The 17,577-nt window shown below is 72.3% G+C and carries 18 protein-coding genes; 17 read left to right on the plus strand and 1 reads right to left on the minus strand.

Features of this window, described 5'->3' with window-relative positions; all coding sequences use genetic code 11:
- The first annotated feature begins 56 nt into the window (after positions 1–56).
- The 5 genes from cobA (at position 57) to cobJ (ending at position 4,221) form a co-directional block, all read left to right on the plus strand.
- Positions 57–803 (plus strand): uroporphyrinogen-III C-methyltransferase, encoded by a 747-nt coding sequence (gene cobA / locus AC0GNO_RS02325; protein ID WP_236965728.1) that lies wholly within the window; start codon positions 57–59, stop codon positions 801–803.
- An 18-nt stretch (positions 804–821) separates the two neighbouring features.
- The gene (gene cobG, locus AC0GNO_RS02330) at positions 822–2,012 is read left to right on the plus strand and encodes a precorrin-3B synthase (protein WP_472902796.1); all 1,191 of its coding nucleotides are present in this window, start codon (positions 822–824) and stop codon (positions 2,010–2,012) included.
- Complete coding sequence (locus tag AC0GNO_RS02335; RefSeq protein ID WP_236965726.1) at positions 1,996–2,628, plus strand: precorrin-8X methylmutase; 633 nt, start codon at positions 1,996–1,998, stop codon at positions 2,626–2,628. The genes cobG and AC0GNO_RS02335 overlap by 17 nt, the downstream gene beginning before the upstream one ends.
- Positions 2,628–3,359 (plus strand): precorrin-2 C(20)-methyltransferase, encoded by a 732-nt coding sequence (gene cobI / locus AC0GNO_RS02340; protein WP_472902797.1) that lies wholly within the window; start codon positions 2,628–2,630, stop codon positions 3,357–3,359. Before AC0GNO_RS02335 ends, cobI begins: the two co-directional genes overlap by 1 nt.
- A gap of 127 nt (positions 3,360–3,486) precedes the next feature.
- Positions 3,487–4,221 (plus strand): precorrin-3B C(17)-methyltransferase, encoded by a 735-nt coding sequence (gene cobJ / locus AC0GNO_RS02345; RefSeq protein WP_472902798.1) that lies wholly within the window; start codon positions 3,487–3,489, stop codon positions 4,219–4,221.
- Here the strand turns inward: cobJ and AC0GNO_RS02350 are convergent.
- Positions 4,197–4,955, minus strand: a complete 759-nt coding sequence (locus tag AC0GNO_RS02350; RefSeq protein WP_472902799.1) for a cobalt-precorrin-6A reductase — start codon at positions 4,953–4,955, stop codon at positions 4,197–4,199. The two genes, cobJ and AC0GNO_RS02350, sit on opposite strands and share 25 nt — an antisense overlap.
- On the opposite strand from AC0GNO_RS02350, the gene cbiT reads away from it, so the two are divergent.
- The 12 genes from cbiT to bioB are packed head-to-tail and all read left to right on the plus strand — an operon-like array spanning position 4,954 to position 17,532.
- Positions 4,954–6,138, plus strand: coding sequence for a precorrin-6Y C5,15-methyltransferase (decarboxylating) subunit CbiT (cbiT, locus tag AC0GNO_RS02355; protein ID WP_472902800.1), 1,185 nt, complete (start codon positions 4,954–4,956; stop codon positions 6,136–6,138). The two genes, AC0GNO_RS02350 and cbiT, sit on opposite strands and share 2 nt — an antisense overlap.
- A 5-nt stretch (positions 6,139–6,143) precedes the next feature.
- Positions 6,144–6,554 carry a cobalamin biosynthesis protein gene (locus tag AC0GNO_RS02360; RefSeq protein WP_472902987.1) on the plus strand — a complete coding sequence of 137 codons (411 nt, stop codon included), beginning with the start codon at positions 6,144–6,146 and terminating at the stop codon, positions 6,552–6,554.
- Positions 6,551–7,336 (plus strand): precorrin-4 C(11)-methyltransferase, encoded by a 786-nt coding sequence (cobM, locus tag AC0GNO_RS02365; RefSeq protein ID WP_472902801.1) that lies wholly within the window; start codon positions 6,551–6,553, stop codon positions 7,334–7,336. The genes AC0GNO_RS02360 and cobM overlap by 4 nt, the downstream gene beginning before the upstream one ends.
- The gene (gene cobF / locus AC0GNO_RS02370; RefSeq protein WP_472902802.1) at positions 7,333–8,115 is read left to right on the plus strand and encodes a precorrin-6A synthase (deacetylating); all 783 of its coding nucleotides are present in this window, start codon (positions 7,333–7,335) and stop codon (positions 8,113–8,115) included. The genes cobM and cobF overlap by 4 nt, the downstream gene beginning before the upstream one ends.
- The gene (cobO, locus tag AC0GNO_RS02375) at positions 8,105–8,674 is read left to right on the plus strand and encodes a cob(I)yrinic acid a,c-diamide adenosyltransferase (RefSeq protein WP_236965719.1); all 570 of its coding nucleotides are present in this window, start codon (positions 8,105–8,107) and stop codon (positions 8,672–8,674) included. Before cobF ends, cobO begins: the two co-directional genes overlap by 11 nt.
- Positions 8,675–8,728: 54 nt before the next feature.
- On the plus strand, positions 8,729–9,775 hold the full coding sequence (gene cobW / locus AC0GNO_RS02380) for a cobalamin biosynthesis protein CobW (RefSeq protein WP_472902803.1): 1,047 nt from the start codon (positions 8,729–8,731) through the stop codon (positions 9,773–9,775).
- Between the two features lie 22 nt (positions 9,776–9,797).
- Positions 9,798–13,586 carry a cobaltochelatase subunit CobN gene (cobN, locus tag AC0GNO_RS02385; protein ID WP_472902804.1) on the plus strand — a complete coding sequence of 1,263 codons (3,789 nt, stop codon included), beginning with the start codon at positions 9,798–9,800 and terminating at the stop codon, positions 13,584–13,586.
- Positions 13,583–14,650: an ATP-binding protein gene (locus AC0GNO_RS02390; RefSeq protein ID WP_472902805.1), complete on the plus strand. Its 1,068-nt coding sequence runs from the start codon at positions 13,583–13,585 to the stop codon at positions 14,648–14,650. The genes cobN and AC0GNO_RS02390 overlap by 4 nt, the downstream gene beginning before the upstream one ends.
- Positions 14,651–14,676: 26 nt before the next feature.
- Positions 14,677–15,333: a vWA domain-containing protein gene (locus AC0GNO_RS02395; RefSeq protein ID WP_472902806.1), complete on the plus strand. Its 657-nt coding sequence runs from the start codon at positions 14,677–14,679 to the stop codon at positions 15,331–15,333.
- A gap of 27 nt (positions 15,334–15,360) precedes the next feature.
- Complete coding sequence (locus tag AC0GNO_RS02400) at positions 15,361–15,753, plus strand: DUF1636 domain-containing protein (protein ID WP_472902807.1); 393 nt, start codon at positions 15,361–15,363, stop codon at positions 15,751–15,753.
- 18 nt (positions 15,754–15,771) lie between these two features.
- Positions 15,772–16,461, plus strand: coding sequence for a 5,6-dimethylbenzimidazole synthase (gene bluB / locus AC0GNO_RS02405; RefSeq protein WP_236965713.1), 690 nt, complete (start codon positions 15,772–15,774; stop codon positions 16,459–16,461).
- 33 nt (positions 16,462–16,494) lie between these two features.
- Positions 16,495–17,532, plus strand: coding sequence for a biotin synthase BioB (bioB, locus tag AC0GNO_RS02410; RefSeq protein ID WP_472902808.1), 1,038 nt, complete (start codon positions 16,495–16,497; stop codon positions 17,530–17,532).
- Positions 17,533–17,577 lie beyond the last annotated feature (45 nt).

The raw sequence follows: 17,577 nt of genomic DNA on the forward strand, positions 1-17,577 counted from the left end.
GTTCATGGCGGCGATGGTGTGCGGATGGACCGGTGCGGTCTGCGAAGGGGTGGAGCTTGGTTGAACCGCAAAACACCGGCCGGGTGTCGATCGTGGGCGCCGGCCCCGGACCGGTGGATCTGATGACCCTGCGCGCGCTGGATCGGCTGCAGGCGGCCGAGGTGGTGGTGCACGACCGGCTGATTTCCGCCGAGGTGCTGGAGCGGATCCCGGCGGCGGCCCTGCGCGTGTATGTGGGCAAGGCGCTGGGCGAACACGCCGTGCCGCAGGAAGGCATTCACGACCTGCTGGTGCAGCACGCCAGGGCAGGGCGGCGGGTCGTGCGGCTCAAGGGCGGAGACCCCTACGTCTTCGGACGGGGCGGTGAAGAGGTTCAAGCCCTGCAGGCCGCTGGCATCGCGTTCGAGGTGGTGCCTGGCGTCACCGCCGCCAGCGGGTGTTCGGCGGCCGCCGGCATACCGCTGACCCACCGGGATCTGGCAGGCAGCTGCGTGTTCCTGCCGGGGCACCTCGCCGACGACGAGGCCTCACACGACTGGCGTGCGCTGGCCCGCCCGGGGCAGACGCGGGTGTTCTACATGGGCATCCAGCGCCTGCCGCACATTGCCCAGCAGCTGATCGCGCATGGCCTGTCGCCCGACACCCCGGCGGCCATCGTGCGCGACGGGACCCGTCCTTCGCAGACGGTGCTGGCTTGCAGCCTTCGCCGGCTGGTGGCATCGGCCCCGGCCTACGGCCCCCAGCCGGGCTTGCTCATCATCGGTGAGACGGTGCGGCTGAGCCCGCACTTTCAGCCGGCGTGAAGCCGGACGACCAGACCCATGACCGAATCCACATCACGCGTTGGCGAAACCCTTGCCCAGGTCAAGGGCTGGTGCCCGGGCGCCCTGCGGCCCATGGCGGCCAGCGATGGCCTGGTGGTGCGCATCCGCCCGCCCGCCGGGCGGTTGAGCATGGCGCAGGCGCAGGGCATTGCGGCGCTGGCCCAGCGCCATGCCAGCCCGTGGCTGGAACTGACCAACCGGGCCAACCTGCAGTTGCGTGGTGTCGGTGCGGCGTGCCATGCGCCCCTGCTCGACGGCTTGCGCGGTCTGGGCCTGCTCGACAAAGACGCTGCGAGTGAGGCGCGGCGCAACGTGCAGGTCCAGCCCTTGTGGACAGAGGGCGACGTGACACACGGTCTGGCTTTGCGGCTGGGTGAGTGGCTGGCGGGCCGGGACGCACCCGTTCTGCCGGCCAAGTTCGGCTTTGCGGTGGACACCGGCGCTGCGCCGTGCCTGCGCGAGGCTCACGCCGACATCCGGCTGGAACGCCACGCCGATGGCGTGCTGGTCTATGCCGACGGGGCCGACTCGGGCGTGGTCGTCGCGCCGCAGGCGGCGCCCCGGCGCGCCCTGGACCTCGCACGGTGGTTTCTGGGCGCTGGCGGAGCGCCCGAGGGCCGTGGTCGCATGGCCGCCCTGCTGGGCCGTTGCGCGCTGCCGGCCGAGTGGCGGCAGACGCCGGTGCCCGCTCACGCCGTGCTTGCGCCGGGACCCGGACCCCAGGCACCTGGGCCGATCGTGAGCCTCGCCTTTGGTCTTGTGCGGGCCAGCACCCTGGCGGCGCTGGGCGCGTGCGGTGCCTTGCGGCTGACCCCCTGGCGCAGCCTGCTGGTCGAGGGGGCGGCGCGTTTGCCCGAGGGCGCCGAGCTCATCACCGATCCCCTCGATGCCCGCCTGCGGGTGGCTGCCTGCACGGGCGCACCGGGCTGTGAGCAGGCGTGGGCGCCCACCAGGGATCTGGCGCTGGCGCTGGCATCAGCGGTGGGCCCCGGGCAGCTGCTGCATGTCTCGGGCTGTTCCAAGGGCTGCGCCCACCCGACAGCGGCCACCACCATCGTGGCCACCCGGCGTGGCTTCGACTTCATCCGGTTCGGCACCGCAGCCGGCGCGCCGGACCACCACGGGCTGGACCTGCCAGCGCTCGAACAACTCCTGCAACAAGAAACGGCCCATGCTGCACGTGTATGAACGGGATGGCGACGCCATCTACCGCCAATCTTTCGCGATCATCCGGCGCGAGGCCACCCTCAGCCGGTTCTCGGCGGTCGAAGAGCTGGCCGTGGTCCGCATGATCCATGCCGCCGGCCTGGTGGGCCTGGAGCAGCACGTGGCGTTCACGCCGGGGATGGCGCAAGCCACGCGCCAGGCCTTGCGGGACGGCGCACCCATCCTGTGCGACGCCCGCATGGTCAGCGAGGGCATCACCCGCCAACGCCTGCCATCGGACAACCCGGTGGTGTGCACGCTTCAAGACCCGCGGGTCCCCGCGCTGGCGCAGCAGCTGGAAACCACCCGCAGCGCCGCCGCGCTGGAACTCTGGCGCCCGCACCTGGCCGGTGCGGTGGTGGCCATCGGCAATGCCCCGACGGCGCTGTTCCACCTGCTCAACATGCTGCAGGACCCGGACTGCCCGCGACCGGCCGCGATCATCGGCTGTCCGGTGGGCTTCGTGGGGGCGGCCGAGTCGAAGACGGCCCTGATGGCCTCGAACGCGGCCCCCGCGCTGGTGGTGCACGGCCGCCTGGGCGGCTCGGCCATCACGGTGGCCGCCATCAATGCGCTGGCCAGCGAGCGGGAGATCTGATGGGCCGCATCATCTGTGCCGGTCTCGGGCCCGGCGACCCCGACCTGATGAGCGTGCGCGCGGATCGGCTGGTGCGCTCCGCGCAGCACGTGGCCTTCTTCCGCAAGAAGGGCCGACCCGGCCAGGCCCGAAAGATGGTGGAAACGCTGCTGGCGCCCGGCGTGACGGAGCACGCCATGGAGTACCCGGTCACCACCGAGCTGCCGTTCGACAGCCCGGCCTACATTCACTGCCTGGCCCGGTTCTACGACGATTGGGCGGCGCGACTGGCCGGCCTGGCCTGTCAGCAGGACATCGTGGTGCTGTGCGAGGGCGACCCGTTTTTCTATGGGTCTTTCATGCACCTCTACACCCGGCTGCAAGGGCGGGCCGAGGTGGAGGTGGTGCCGGGCATCCCCGGCATGGTGGGTTGCTGGTCGGCCACCGGCCAACCCATGACCTGGGGCGATGACGTGATGACGGTGCTCATGGGCACGCTGCCCGAAGACACCCTGGTCGAGCGCATGCAGACGGCCGACGCCATCGCCGTCATGAAGACCGGTCGCAACCTGCCGCGGGTGCGGCGGGCGCTGGCGCGGGCGGGCCGGCTGGATCAGGCCTGGCTGGTGCAGCACGGCACCATGCCGCAGCAGCAGATCGGCCGCCTGGCCAACACGCCCGACGAGGTGTGCCCGTATTTCGCCATCGTGCTGGTGCACGGTCAGGGCCGGCGGCCGGAGGTGGTCGAATGAGCGCCGCGCCAGGCCATTCCCCAGCCAGCTCGCCCCGCAGCCCGCAGGGCGAAGGCACGCCCGTGAGCGCCGCCAGGCCGCGCCGAAGGCGCTCAGCCCCGCCGTGCGCAGCACGGAGGACCGTCCCGTGAGCGGCTGGCTCTGCATTGCCGGCCTGGGGCCGGGCGACGAAGCCATGGTCACGCCCGCCGTCAGTCAGGCGCTGGCCGAGGCGACCGATGTGCTGGGCTACATCCCGTACGTGGCCCGCGTGGTGGCCCGACCCGGGCTGCGCTTGCACCCGTCCGACAACCGCGAAGAGCTGGACCGGGCCCGCGCCGCGCTGGCGCTGGCCGCCCAAGGCGAGCGCGTGGTGGTGGTGTCCTCGGGCGACCCGGGGGTGTTCGCCATGGCCGCCGCCGTGTTCGAGGCCATGGAGGGGCGGGACGACTGGCAGGCGCTGGACGTGCGGGTGCTGCCCGGCATCACCGCCATGCTGGCCGCGGCCGCGCGGGCCGGTGCGCCCCTGGGGCACGACTTCTGCGCCATCAACCTCAGCGACAACCTCAAGCCCTGGTCGCTGATCGACCGGCGCGTGCGGGCGGCGGCGGGCGCCGACATGGCCATGGCCTTCTACAACCCCCGCTCCGCCAGCCGGCCCCACACCTTCGAGCAGGTGCTGGCGGTGCTGCGCGAGACCTGCGAACCCACGCGCTGGGTGATCTTCGCCCGCTCCGTGAGCACGCCGCAGGAGCAGCTGCTGTGTGTGCCCCTGTGCGATGCGCGGTCCGAGATGGCCGACATGCGCACCCTGGTCATCGTGGGCAGTTCCACCACGCGCTGCGTGGGGCGTTTCGTCTACACCCCGCGCTCAGCCTCATGAACGGCCGCCACGCCCAGCCATGCCAAGGCCTGCTGCACCGTGCCCACCGTGGGGCGGTGGGGCAGGCTCGGCCGGTCGATCAGGATGACCGGGCAGCCCAGTGCGCGGGCCGCCGCCAGCTTGGCCGCCGCGCCCAGCCCGCCCGCGTTCTTGGCCACCACGTGGGTGATGCGGTGCCGCCGCATCAGGGCCAGGTCGTTGTCCAGCGTGAACGGGCCGCGGTCGATCACCACGGCGCCCCGTTCCTCGGGCAGCTCGAAGCCAGGGTCCACCAGGCGCAGCAGGTGCCAGTGGTGGGTGTCTTCCAGGAAAGGCTGCACATGCTGCCGGCCAATCGCCAGGAACACCCGAGCCGGGCTGGCCGGCAGGGCCGCCACGGCGGCCGCCAGATCGGGGACGTGCTGCCAGCGGTCACCGGTCTGGGCCTGCCAGGCCGGGCGCTCCAGCGCCAGCAGGGGCAGCGCCAGCTCGCCACAGGCCTGCACCGCATGCCGGCTCATCTGGGCGGCAAAGGGGTGGGTGGCGTCGATCACGTGGGTGATGGCCTCGGCCCGCAGGTGGTCGCGCAGGCCTTCCACACCGCCAAAGCCGCCCACCCGTGTGGGCAGGGGCTGCGCGAGCGGGGCATCGGTGCGGCCGGCGTAGGAAAACACGGCTTGCACGCCGGCACCGGCCAGGGCCTGCGCCAGCCGGCTGGCCTCGGTGGTGCCACCCAGCAGGAGGACACGCAGCATGGCTGAGCCCTGGTTGTCGATCATTGGCGTGGGAGAGGACGGGTTGGCAGGACTGAACGATGTTAGCCGCGCCGTGCTGGCCAGCGCCCGCCACATCTTCGGCGCACCGCGCCACCTGGCGCTGGCGCAGGTGGCCGAGCGCGGCACGGCCTGGGACCTGCCGTTCGACCTTCAGCCGGTGCTGGCGCTGCGCGGTCAGCCGGTGGTGGTGCTTGCGTCGGGCGACCCTTTCTGGTTCGGCGCCGGCGGCCGCCTCTGCCAGCACCTGCAGCCCGGGGAATGGACGGCGGCCCCCGCGCCCTCGACCTTCTCCCGTGCCGCCGCCACCCTGGGCTGGCGGCTGGAGGGTGTCCAGTGTCTGGGGCTGCACGCCACACCGCTGGGGGCCGTCCGCCCCTGGCTGCGGCGCGGTCAGCGGCTGATCTGTCTGGTGCGCGACGGCGAGGCCCTGCAGGCGCTGGCGGCCTTGGTCAGCGGTCACGGTTTCGGGGCCGCGAGCGGCTGGGCGCTGGAGCGGCTGGGCGGCCCGCGTGAGCGCGTGCGTCCGTTCCGGCTGGCGGCGCCGGACCTGCCCGATCTGCAGGCCCCGCTGGCGCTGGCCCTGGACCTGCACAGCGGACCGCCGGGCCTGCCCGCCACCAGCGGGCTGCCCGACGAGCTGTTTGTCCACGACGGGCAGATCACCAAGTCGCCGGTCCGGGCGCTGACCCTGCGCGCCCTGGCGCCGCGCCCGGGTGAATGCCTGTGGGACCTGGGCGCGGGTTCCGGCTCCATCGCGGTGGAATGGTGCCTGGCGGGGGGCAACGCGCATGCCGTGGAGCAGCGGGCCGGGCGCGCGGACCACATCCGGCAGAACGCAGAACGGTTCGGTGTGTCGCACCGGCTGAGCGTGCGCACCGGGGCTTCCCGGGACTGCCTGGCCGCGCTGCCCGCGCCCGACGCGGTGTTCGTCGGGGGCGGGTTTGACGGCGGTCTCTTTGACGCCATCACCGCCGCGGTGGGGCCGGGGGTGCGCCTGGTGGTCAACAGCGTGACGCTGGACACCGAGGCCTTGCTGCTGCAACTGCATGCCCGCCACGGCGGCGAACTCCTGCAGGTGGCCCTTGCACAGGCGCAGCCGCTGGGCCGCATGCGGGGTTGGCAGCCCGCGCGCCCGGTGGTGCAGTGGAGCGTGGTGCTGTGACGACCATGGTCGCCGGACTGGGCTTTCGCGGGCAGACCACGTGCCAGGCGCTGCAGCAGGTGCTGGCGCAGGCGGTGCGCGCGGCCGAACGCGGGCAGCGGGCGCCCGTGGTGCTCCGGGCCCTGGCCACCGCCGAAGACAAGTGCCACCACCCCGCCTTCGTGCAGCTGGCGGCCGAACAGGGCTTGCCGGTGCACGCCGTGCCGCTGGCGCTGCTGGCGGCGAAAGACCTGCCGCCCCGCGACCGCGTGCCCGCGCGCTATGGATCACACAGCCTGGCCGAAGCCGCCGCCCTGGTGGCCGCGGGGCAGGGCGCCGTGCTCGCCGCCCCCCGCCACATCAGCGCCGACGGCAGCGCCACCGCCGCCATCGCCATCGCCATCGCCCTGAACCTTTCTGAACCTCCTGTCACATGACCGTCCATTTCATCGGCGCCGGCCCCGGTGCCCCCGACCTGCTCACCTTGCGCGGACGCGACCTGATCGCCGCCAGCCCGGTGTGTCTGTACGCCGGTTCGCTGGTGCCCGAGGGCGTGCTGGCGCACTGTCCGCCGGGCGCGCGCATCGTCAACACCGCGCCCTTGTCGCTGGAGCAGATCGTGCAGGCGCTGCGCTCTGCGCACGACCAGGGGCAGGACGTGGCGCGCCTGCATTCCGGCGACCTGTCGGTGTGGTCGGCCATGGGCGAACAGCTGCGCGCCTTGCGCGAAGCGGGCATCCCCTTCACGGTCACGCCCGGGGTGCCGTCGTTCGCGGCGGCGGCCGCCACACTGGGCTGCGAGCTGACCCTGCCCGGCATGAGCCAGTCGGTGGTGCTCACCCGCACCAGCGGGCGGGCATCGCCCGTGCCCGAAGGCGAGGCCCTGGCGCAGTTCGCGCGCACCGGCGCCACGCTGGCGATCCATCTCTCTGTCCATGTGCTGCCCCAGGTGGTGCAAGACCTGCTGCCTTTTTACGGGGCCGACTGCCCGGTGGCCGTGGTCTGGCGCGCCAGCTGGCCCGATGAACGCGTGGTGCGGGCCAGTCTGTCGGCCATCGAGGCGGCCATCGGCGAAGGCATCGACCGCACCGCGCTCATCCTGGTCGGGCGCAACCTCGGCGCGCAGGACTTCGGCCACAGCCGCCTCTACGCGGCCGACCACGACCGCCGCTACCGCCCGCTCGGCGCCGAGCCCCGCTTTCCCGCAGGTGCCGAATGAAGATTGAACTGAGCCTGATCGGCATCGGCACCGGCCACCCCGACCACATCACCCGCCAGGGTGTCGCGGTGCTCAACCGGGCGCAGCTGGTCCTGGTCCCGCTCAAAGGGGAAGACAAGGCCGATTTGGCCGACCTGCGCCTGCAGCTGTGCCGCGATCTGATCACCCACGGCGAAGCGCTGGTCGCCACCTTCGACATGCCGGTGCGCGAGGGCGCCGAGGCCGACTACCGGGGTGCGGTCGACCGCTGGCACGACGCGGTGGCGGCCATCTGGCTGGCCACCATCGAGCAGCACCTGCCCGAGGGCGGCCGCGTGGCCCTGCTGGTCTGGGGCGACCCTTCGCTGTACGACAGCACGCTGCGCATCGCCCGGCGGCTGGCCACCCACACCGAACTGACCACGACCGTGGTGCCGGGCATCACCGCGCTGCAGGCCCTCACGGCGGCACACGCCATCCCGCTCAACGACATCAACGCGCCGGTGCTCATCACCACCGGGCGGCAGCTGCGCGAGCGCGGCTGGCCCGACAGCGCCGACACCGTGGCGGTGATGCTGGACGGGCAATGCGCCTTCCAGACCCTGGACCCTCAGGGCCTGCACATCTGGTGGGGCGCCTTCCTGGGCATGCCGGACCAGCTCTGCGTCAGCGGCCGCCTGGCCGATGTGGGGCCGCAGATCCTGCGCGAGCGGGAACAGGCGCGGGCCCGACACGGCTGGATCATGGACACCTACCTGCTCAAGCGAGCGAACGTCAACGGATCACACCATGCACATTGAAACACCCCCGGTCCTCCGCGACACCCCCAAACCCCAGGGCGAGCGCCGTGGGCTGGTGATGGTCCACACCGGCCACGGCAAGGGCAAGAGCACGGCCGCCTTCGGCCTGGCGCTGCGCGCCCACGGGCGGGGCAAGAAGGTCAAGGTCTACCAGTTCATGAAGGTGCCGACGGCCCGGTTCGGCGAGCACCGGCTGTTTGAGCAGCTGGGCATTCCCATCGAGGGGCTGGGCGACGGCTTCAGTTGGAAAAGCCGCGACCTCGACCATTCGGCCGAACTGGCGCAGGCCGGCTGGGCCAAGGCCGACGCCACCATCCGCGCCGGCGAACACTTCATGGTGGTGCTCGACGAAATCATGTACCCGCTGCGCTACGGCTGGATCTCGCTGGACACGGTGCTGACCTGCCTGCGCGAGCGCCCCGCATCGGTGACCGTGGTGCTGACCGGCCGCAACGCGCCGGCCGAGCTGGTCGAACTGGCCGACACGGTGACCGAGATGACGCTGATCAAACACCACTTCAACGCCGGTGTGCCGGCGCAGCGCGGGATCGAGGACTGAGCCCGTCGCCACGCCCTTCGCCCACCGGGGCCCCATTCCTTCAACCGACCGATCATGACTCTCCAGAAAATCCCCGCCACCATCGTCACCGGCTTTCTCGGCAGTGGCAAAACCACGCTGCTGCGCAAGCTGCTCACCAACGCCCAGGGTCGCCGCATCGCGGTCATCGTCAATGAATTTGGCGAGCTGGGCATTGACGGCGAGCTGCTGCGCGGGTGCGGCATCGGCTGCGATGAGAACGGCGAAGACAACGGCCAGCTGTTCGAGCTGGCCAACGGCTGCCTGTGCTGCACCGTGCAGGAAGAGTTCGCGCCCGTGATGGAGCAGCTCGCCGCCCGCCGCGACCAGATCGACCACCTCGTCATCGAGACCTCGGGCCTGGCGCTCCCCAAGCCGCTGGTGCAGGCGTTTCAGTGGCCCGCGCTGCGCAACGCCTTCACCGTGGACGCGGTGGTCACCGTGGTGGACGCGCCCGCGGTGGCGGCCGGTGATTTTGCGGACGACCCGGTGGCGGTGGACGCCCAGCGCCGCGCCGACGACAACCTCGACCACGAGTCCCCGTTGCACGAGTTGTTCGAAGACCAGCTGGCCACGGCCGATCTGGTCATCGTGCACAAGGTCGATGGCATGGACCCGGCGGCGCTCGATGCCGTGGAAGCCACCGTGCGCGCCGAGGCACCTGCGGGTGTGAAGCTGGTGCGCGCGTCGCACGGCGACGTGCCGCTGGACGTGCTGCTGGGCCTGCAGCGCGCGGTGGAAGACGTGATCGACGATCGCAAGACCCACCACGACGAGGAAGAAGACCATGACCACGACGCCTTCGACTCGGTGTCGATGGGGCTGGACGTGACCGATCGCGCCAGGCTGATCGCGGCGCTGAAGGCGCTGGTGCAGCGCCATGAAATCTACCGCGTCAAGGGCTTCGTGGCGCTGCCCGGTGCCGCCATGCGCCTGGTGGTGCAGGGCGTGGGCCAGCGCTTTGACAGCCACTTCGACCGCGCCTGGCGCGCCGACGAGCCGCGCGCGACCCGCCTGGTTCTGATCGGCGACCACCTCGACGCCGCCGGCCTGCGGGCCGAGCTCCAGGCCGCGCTGGCCTGATCACCCGTTCACGGAGCCACGCATGCACCTGCTCTCGACCCGACCCGGCGGCCATGTGGAAGACGGTGGCCAGGGCGTGGTGCGCGTGTCGCAGACGCCGGGCGACATCGTGGTGCTCACCGTGGCCGACACCACGCTGTCGCTGCTGGCCGATGCGGTGGCGGCGCTGCCACAAGACTTCCCGACCGTGCGCCTGGCCAACCTGATGTGGCTGCGCCAGCCGGCGTCGATGGACATGTACGTGGACGACGTCTTGCGCCACGCGCGGGTGGTCGTGATCGACCACCTCGGGTCGCCGGCCGACTGGGCGTATGTGGTGGAGCAGGCGACCTCGCTGGCGCGCCGGCACGGTCAGTGGCTGGCCCTGTTTTCTGGCGAGCAGCAGGAAGACCCGCAACTGCTGTTGCGCGGCACGGCGGCGGTGGCGGACAGCCGGTTTCTCTGGCAATGCCTGCGCGAAGGCGGGCGCGACAACGCGCGGACCTTCTTTGACCTGATCGCGCACCGGGCCCTGGGGCTGGGGCCCCTGCCGGCGCCGCCGCAGCCCATGCCCCCGGTGGTTCGCTACCGGCCGGCCCGGCCGTTGCCCTGGCTGGCGCAGGCCCCGGTGGCGCTGCTGCTGTTTTACCGGGCCCACGCGCAGTCGGGCAACACGGCGGTGTTCGATGCGCAGATGGCGGCGCTGCACGCTGTGGGTGTGAACCCGCTGGCCCTGGCGCTGGATTCGCTCAAGTCGCCCGCTTCACTGGCCACCGTGCAGGCCCTGGCCGCCGAGCACGCGGTCGACGTGGTGCTCAACGCCACCAGCTTTGCCGTGGGCGCCATGGGCGATGACGGTGCCGACGGGGTGGACGCGCCGCTGCTGGCGGGCGATGCGCCGGTGCTGCAGCTGATCACCGCCGGCTGCGCGCGCGAGCAGTGGCAGGCCGACCCGCATGGCCTGCAGCCGCGCGACCTGGCCATGCAGGTGGTGCTGCCCGAGGTGGACGGCCGCATCGGCACCCGGGCCATCAGCTTCAAGGGCGTGGCCTGGCGCTGCGAGCGCTCGCAGGTGGATGTGGTGCGCTACCAGCCGGAAGCGGACCGCGTCGCTTTCGTCGCCGAGCTGGCCCGGCGCTGGTGCGCCCTGCGCCGCACCCCGCCGGCCGATCTGCGGCTGGCGCTGGTGCTGGCCAACTACCCCAACGACGACGCCCGCCTGGGCAACGGCGTGGGTCTGGACACGCCGGCCTCGGTGGTGGGCATCCTGCGGGCGCTGCAGGCCCAGGGTTGCGCCACGGGCGAACTGCCGGCACACGGCGACGCGCTGATGGCGCGCCTGATCGAGAGCGTGACCCACAAGCTGGACGCCAACGACCACCGACCGGTGGGCCAGAGCCTGTCCATGGCCGACTACCTGGCCGACTTCGGCGCGCTCGCGCCCGAGCGGCAGGCCGAGGTCAACGCACTCTGGGGCCCCCCCGAGCAGGACCCGATGCTGCGCAGCGGCCGCTTCATGGTGCCCGGGCTGCGCGTGGGCCGGGTGTTCGTGGGCCTGCAGCCGGCGCGCGGGCGCGACCTGGACCTGGTGGCCACGTACCACGACGCCGACCTGGTGCCGCCGCACAACTACCTGGCCTTCTACTTCTGGCTGCGCCGCGTCTGGCGCGCCGACGCCTTGGTGCACGTGGGCAAACACGGCAACCTGGAGTGGCTGCCGGGCAAGAGCGTGGCGCTGGGCGCCGGGTGCTGGCCCGACGCGATCCTCGGGCCGCTGCCCCACCTGTACCCCTTCATCGTCAACGACCCCGGCGAGGGCAGCCAGGCCAAGCGGCGCACGCAGGCGGTGATCATCGACCACCTGATGCCGCCGCTGACGCGGGCCGAAACCTATGGGCCGCTGCAGGTGCTGGAGCGGCAGATGGACGAGTACTACGAGGCCATTTCGCTCGACCCGCGCCGCGCCACGAAACTGCGCCAATCCATCCTGGACCATGTGATTGCCAACGGCCTGCACGCCGACCTGGGCTTCGAGGCGCCGGCCGACGAGGCCGAGCGCCAGCGCCTGCTGGAGCGGCTCGACGCCTACCTGTGCGAGATCAAGGAATCGCAGATCCGCGACGGCCTGCACGTGTTCGGCCGCTCGCCAGAGGGGCGCCAACGCAGCGACACGCTGCTGGCGCTGGCCCGGTTCCCGCGCGGCAAAGGGCAGGGGCAGGCCAGCCTGTTGCAGGCCATGGCCCACGACCTGGGGCTGGACGGTTTCGACCCGCTCGACCCCGACTGGAACCAGCCCTGGACCGGTCCGCGTCCCGCGGCATTGGCGGTGCTGGGTGATGAGGCCTGGCGCCACGCCGGCCACACCCGCGACCGGCTGGAGCGCCTGGCCACCCGCCTGGTGGGCGGCGACGAACCCCTGGACCGCGCCCGGTGGCCGCTCACCGCGCCGGTGCTGGACGAGGTGCACGAGCGGCTCGCGCCCCGGCTCGACGCCTGCGGCGAGCAGGAAATGACCCAGCTGCTGCGCGGCCTGCGAGGCCGGTTCGTGCCACCCGGACCGAGCGGCGCGCCGTCGCGCGGGCGGCCCGACGTGCTGCCGACCGGGCGCAATTTTTACGCGGTGGACACGCGCGCCGTGCCCACCCCCACCGCGTACGCCATGGGCGCGCTGGCGGCCGAGCGGTTGATCGAGCGCCACCTGCAGGACCACGGCACGTTCCCCGCCTCCCTCGGCTTGTCGGTCTGGGGCACCAGCACCATGCGCACCGGCGGTGAGGACGTTGCGCAGGCCATGGCCCTGCTGGGCGTGCGGCCCAAGTGGGCGCCGGGCAGCGGGCGGGTGGTGGACATCGAGGTGCTGCCCATGGCGATGCGCCACCGCCCGCGGGTGGACGTGACCCTGCGCATCTCGGGCTTCTTCCGCGACGCCTTCCCGAACCTGATCGACCTGTTCGACACGGCGGTCAAGGCGGTGGCGGCCATCGCCCCGGAGGACGAGCCCGACGACGTCAACCCGGTGCGGGTTCGCGTGGGGCGCGAGGCGGCCGAGGCGCTCGCCCAGGGGGTGTCCGAAGCGGCCTCGCTGCGGCAGGCCAGCTGGCGCGTGTTCGGGCCGCGCCCGGGCGGCTACGGCGCCGGCGTGATGGACGTGATCAACAGCGGGCGCTGGGAGGGGGCGGACGACATCGCCCAGGCCTACCTGCGCGCGGGCGCCTTCGCCTATGGCCAGGACGAACACGGTGCGGCCGCGCGCGCGAGTTTCGAGCGCCGCGTGGGCGACCTCGATGTGGTGCTGCAGAACCAGGACAACCGCGAACACGACATCCTCGACTCGGGCGATTACTACCAGTTCCAGGGCGGCATGGCCGCCGCGGTGCAGCACCTCAGCGGTCAGGCCGCCGCGCTCTACCACGGCGACTTCAGCACCCCTGGCGTGCCCCACATCCGCAGCCTGGGCGAAGAGCTGGCGCGTGTGGTGCGCGCCCGCGTGGTCAACCCCAAGTGGATCGCGGGCGTGCAGCGCCACGGCTACAAGGGCGCCTTCGAGATGGCAGCGACGGTGGACTTCCTGTTCGGCTTTGACGCCACCACCGGCCTGGTGGGTGACCACCAGTACGCGCTGGTGGCCGACGCGTATGTGCACGACAGCGCCAACCGCGCCTTTCTGGAACAACACAATCCGCAGGCCCTGCGCAGCATCGGTGAGCGCCTGCTCGAAGCCATGCAGCGTGGCCTGTGGCAAGACCCGCGCGAGCACCGGGAGCGCATCGAGCAGACCCTGCTGGCGCTGGACCACCGCCTGGAAACCCAGGGCGAAGGACCCACGACATGAACACCACCGACACCACACTCCCCGAACTGCAGGCCGCCAGCCCTGCGGTCTATCCCTTTGCGGCCCTGATCGGGCACGCCGAGCTGCGCCAGGCGCTGCTGCTGGCGGCGGTGGACCCTGGCATGGGCGGTGTGCTCATCAGCGGTCCGCGGGGCACGGCCAAATCGACCGCGGCCCGCGCCCTGGCGGCCCTGCTGCCCGGTGCGCCGTTTGTCAGCCTGCCGCTGGCCGCCAGCGTGGAGCAACTCGTGGGCACGCTCAACCTGGAGGACGTGCTGCGCGATGGCCGCGTGCGCCTGGCCCCGGGGCTGCTGGCCCGCGCCCACGGCGGTGTGCTGTATGTGGACGAGGTCAACCTGCTGCCCGACGCGCTGGTCGATGCCCTGCTCGACGCGGCGGCCAGCGGCGTCAACACGGTCGAGCGCGACGGTGTCTCGCGCCAGCATCCGGCGCGTTTCGTGTTGATCGGCACCATGAACCCGGAGGAGGGCGAGCTGCGCCCCCAGCTGCTCGACCGGTTCGGGCTGTCGGTGGTGCTGGAGAACCCCGCCGACCACGGGCTGCGCCAGTCCATCGTCCGTGCGCGCCTGGACTTTGACCTGGATCCACAAGCCCTGCTGCAGCGCGCGGCCACCGAACAGGCCGCGCTGGTGGCGCAGGTGGTCGCTGCGCGCGAGGCCCTGCCCGCGGTGGACTGGAGCGACGCGGTGCTGGCGCACGCCACCGCGCTGGCGCTGCGCGCCGGGGTGGACGGTGTGCGTGGGGACCTGGTGCTGCTCAAGGCCGCGCGCGCCCGCGCCGTGCTGGCGGGGCGGCGCCAGGTGACGCTCGCGGACGTGGACGCTCTGGCCGAACTGGCCCTGGGCCACCGGCGTTCGGCGTCGGCCCCGCAGCGCCCCACGCCCCCGCGCACGGCGGCCGACCCCGCATCCGCCCCCGGCGCCGGGTCGGCGCCGGACCATTCACCGTCGGGCGCCGAGGGCGACTGGGGGGCCTTGCCCCCGCAGCCCGAAGGCCTGGAGCGTGTTCGCGGGACAGGAGGGCCTGTCGCAAAAAAAGCCTGAACCACCCCGCAGGCCGCGCACCCACGGTGCCCGGCCTGCGGCGGTGGTCATCCACCGACCCCGGTGCCAAGCCGCAGCTGGCGCAGACCGGTGCGCTGGCCGGCACCTCGGCGGCGGGCCGCATCGACTGGTGCCGCACCCTGGTCCGCAAAGGCCCCGCCGCGTTGCAGCGAGACCACCTGCGGTGGGTGCGGCGACCCACCGAGGCGCCGACCCTGCACCTGATCGCGCTGGACAATTCCGGCTCGATGCGGCACGGCGGCCGGCTGGCGCGCGCCAAGGGGTTTGCGGCGCACCTCATCGACGACGCGGCACGCGCCGGCGACCAGGTGGGTCTGGTGCTGTTCGGTGGGCAAGGGGTGCAAAGCCTGCTGTCGCCCACACCGGCGCGGCGCTCGGCGCTGGGGCGCATCCAGCCGCTGGGCGGTGGCGGTGGCACGCCGCTGCTGGCCGGTCTGCGCCAGGTGCAGACCGAACTCCTGGCCCACCGGCGGCGTCACGGTGGCGGGCGCCGCCTGCTGTGGCTGCTCACCGACGGGCGCAGCCTGGAGCAGCCGGCCGCTCCCTCGGCGGCCGACCACATCGTCATCGTCAACTTCGACGACCCTGTTCGCCCCCTGGGGCGCTGCCCGGCCTGGGCCACGGCCTGGGGCGCGGAGCTGCGCCAGCCCGGAACCCCCTGACACCCGATGCCCACACCACCTGAACCCATGACCGAACTCATCATCTGCACCACCTGCCGCCCCGCCGGGGTCCCGCGCGACCAGCGTGCCCCTGGCGACCTCCTGTTCGAAGCGGTGCAGGCCGAACAGGCCTTCGGCGAGCAGCCCGAATGGGCGGCCGTGCGCGTGCGTGGCGTGGCCTGCACCGCCGGCTGCTCGCGCGCCTGCACCGTGGCCTTCCAGGCACCGGGCAAACACAGCTACCAGTTCGGCGACCTCGCACCCGCCGAGGGCGTTGCCCGGCAACTGCTCGACTGCGCCGTGATGCACCACCGGGCGCCCGATGGCAACCTCGCCCGCGATGCGCGCCCACCGCTGTTGCGCAACGGCATCCTGTGCCGCCTGCCGCCCACCGTGCTCACCGTTGGAGAAGCCCCATGACGATCCAGGTGGCATGACGTGACCCAGGCGACCACCCCCGACCAGGCTTTCTCCCCGGCCGAGCGCGATGCCGTGTACCGCGCCATCTTCGAGCGCCGCGACATGCGCCACTTCGCCGGCGGAACGGTCGCGCCCGAGCGGATGCGCCGCCTGCTCACCGCCGCGCACCACGCGCCCAGCGTGGGCTTCATGCAGCCCTGGCGCTTCCTGCGCGTGGCCTCGCCCGCGCTGCGCAGCGGGCTGCAGGCGCTGGTGGAGCAGGAGCGCGTGTTGACCGCGCAGGCGCTGGGCGAGCGGGGTGGCGAATTCATGCGCCTGAAGGTCGAGGGCCTGATGGACGCGGCCGAGGTCTGGGTGGTGGCGCTGGCCGAGGGGCGCGAGCGCCATGTGTTTGGCCGCCGGACCCTGCCGCAGATGGACCTTGCCTCGACCGCCTGCGCCATCCAGAACCTCTGGCTGGCCGCGCGCGCCGAAGGGCTGGGCATGGGCTGGGTCTCGCTGTTCGACCCGGTGGCCGTGGCGGCGCTGCTGGGCATGCCCGACGGGGCCGAGCCCGTGGCCGTGTTGTGCATCGGGCCGGTGCACCGGTTCGACGAAGAACCCCTGCTCCAGCGGCAGCGCTGGGCCCAGCGCTGCGCATTGGACAATATCCTGTTTGAAAACGCCTGGGGCCAGCCCCTGGGCACCCGCGAATCGGTGACGGGGTGACCCCACCGCTGCTTGAACTTTGAGGAGACCACGATGACGACCGACACCACCCTGCTGCTTTCTGCCGAGCAGACCCTGCATTTCCACGCCCCGCGCAAAGCCGCGGCGCCGTCGGTTGAGGCCCACCAGCAGGCCTGGTCGGTGGCCGAGGTGCAGGCCCTGCTGGACCTGCCGTTGCCCGAGCTGATGCACCGCGCCCAGACCGTGCACCGCGAGCACCACGACCCCACCGAGATGGAGCTGGCCACGCTGCTGTCGATCAAGACCGGTGGCTGCCCCGAAGACTGCGGTTACTGCCCGCAGTCGGTGCACCACGAGACCGGCGTGGAAGCCACCAAGATGATGACGCCCGAGGCCGTGCGCGAAGCCGTGCTCGGCGCCAAGGCGGCCGGCGCCTCGCGCTTCTGCATGGGCGCGGCCTGGCGGGCGCCCAACGACCGCGACCTGGAGAAGGTGGAAGAGCTGGTGCGTGTGATCAAGGACGAGGGCCTGGAGGCCTGCTGCACCCTGGGCATGCTCACGGGTGACCAGGCGCAACGCCTCAAGGGCGCGGGCCTGGACTACTACAACCACAACCTGGACACCGCGCCCGAGCTGTACGGCGACATCATCACCACGCGCGACTACCAGGACCGCCTGGACACCCTGGGCCATGTGCGCGGGGCCGGCATCCACGTGTGCAGCGGCGGCATCGTGGGCATGGGCGAGTCCCGCGCCGGGCGCGCCGGCCTGATCGCGCAGCTGGCCAACCTGGCGCCGTACCCCGAGTCGGTGCCGATCAACCACCTGGTCAAGGTGCCCGGCACGCCGCTGGCCGACGAGCCCGACCTCGACCCGCTGGAGTTCGTGCGCACGGTCGCCGTGGCCCGCATCACCATGCCCAAGGCCAAGGTGCGCCTGTCGGCCGGGCGCCGGCAGATGGGCGAATCGACCCAGGTGCTGTGCTTCCTGGCCGGGGCCAACTCCATCTTCTACGGCGACAAGCTGCTGGTGACCGGCAACCCCGACGTGGAGGCCGACCAGGACCTGCTGACCCGCGTGGGCATGCACACCACGCGCGCGCACGCCTGACATTCCTTGTCGATGGCCGAGACCCCCTGAGTTCAAGGAGATCCC

The organism is Hydrogenophaga sp. L310 (assembly GCF_055703065.1).

Coding starts and splice junctions, on each gene's coding strand:
- AC0GNO_RS02390 (WP_472902805.1), top strand. CDS start 13,583: ATGAACACCACCGACACCACACTCCCCGAACTGCAGGCCGCCAGCCCT.
- cobN (WP_472902804.1), top strand. CDS start 9,798: ATGCACCTGCTCTCGACCCGACCCGGCGGCCATGTGGAAGACGGTGGC.
- cbiT (WP_472902800.1), top strand. CDS start 4,954: ATGGCTGAGCCCTGGTTGTCGATCATTGGCGTGGGAGAGGACGGGTTG.
- cobG (WP_472902796.1), top strand. CDS start 822: ATGACCGAATCCACATCACGCGTTGGCGAAACCCTTGCCCAGGTCAAG.
- AC0GNO_RS02350 (WP_472902799.1), bottom strand. CDS start 4,955: ATGCTGCGTGTCCTCCTGCTGGGTGGCACCACCGAGGCCAGCCGGCTG.
- AC0GNO_RS02400 (WP_472902807.1), top strand. CDS start 15,361: ATGACCGAACTCATCATCTGCACCACCTGCCGCCCCGCCGGGGTCCCG.
- AC0GNO_RS02335 (WP_236965726.1), top strand. CDS start 1,996: ATGCTGCACGTGTATGAACGGGATGGCGACGCCATCTACCGCCAATCT.
- AC0GNO_RS02360 (WP_472902987.1), top strand. CDS start 6,144: ATGGTCGCCGGACTGGGCTTTCGCGGGCAGACCACGTGCCAGGCGCTG.
- cobW (WP_472902803.1), top strand. CDS start 8,729: ATGACTCTCCAGAAAATCCCCGCCACCATCGTCACCGGCTTTCTCGGC.
- bioB (WP_472902808.1), top strand. CDS start 16,495: ATGACGACCGACACCACCCTGCTGCTTTCTGCCGAGCAGACCCTGCAT.
- cobF (WP_472902802.1), top strand. CDS start 7,333: ATGAAGATTGAACTGAGCCTGATCGGCATCGGCACCGGCCACCCCGAC.
- cobM (WP_472902801.1), top strand. CDS start 6,551: ATGACCGTCCATTTCATCGGCGCCGGCCCCGGTGCCCCCGACCTGCTC.
- cobI (WP_472902797.1), top strand. CDS start 2,628: ATGGGCCGCATCATCTGTGCCGGTCTCGGGCCCGGCGACCCCGACCTG.
- cobO (WP_236965719.1), top strand. CDS start 8,105: ATGCACATTGAAACACCCCCGGTCCTCCGCGACACCCCCAAACCCCAG.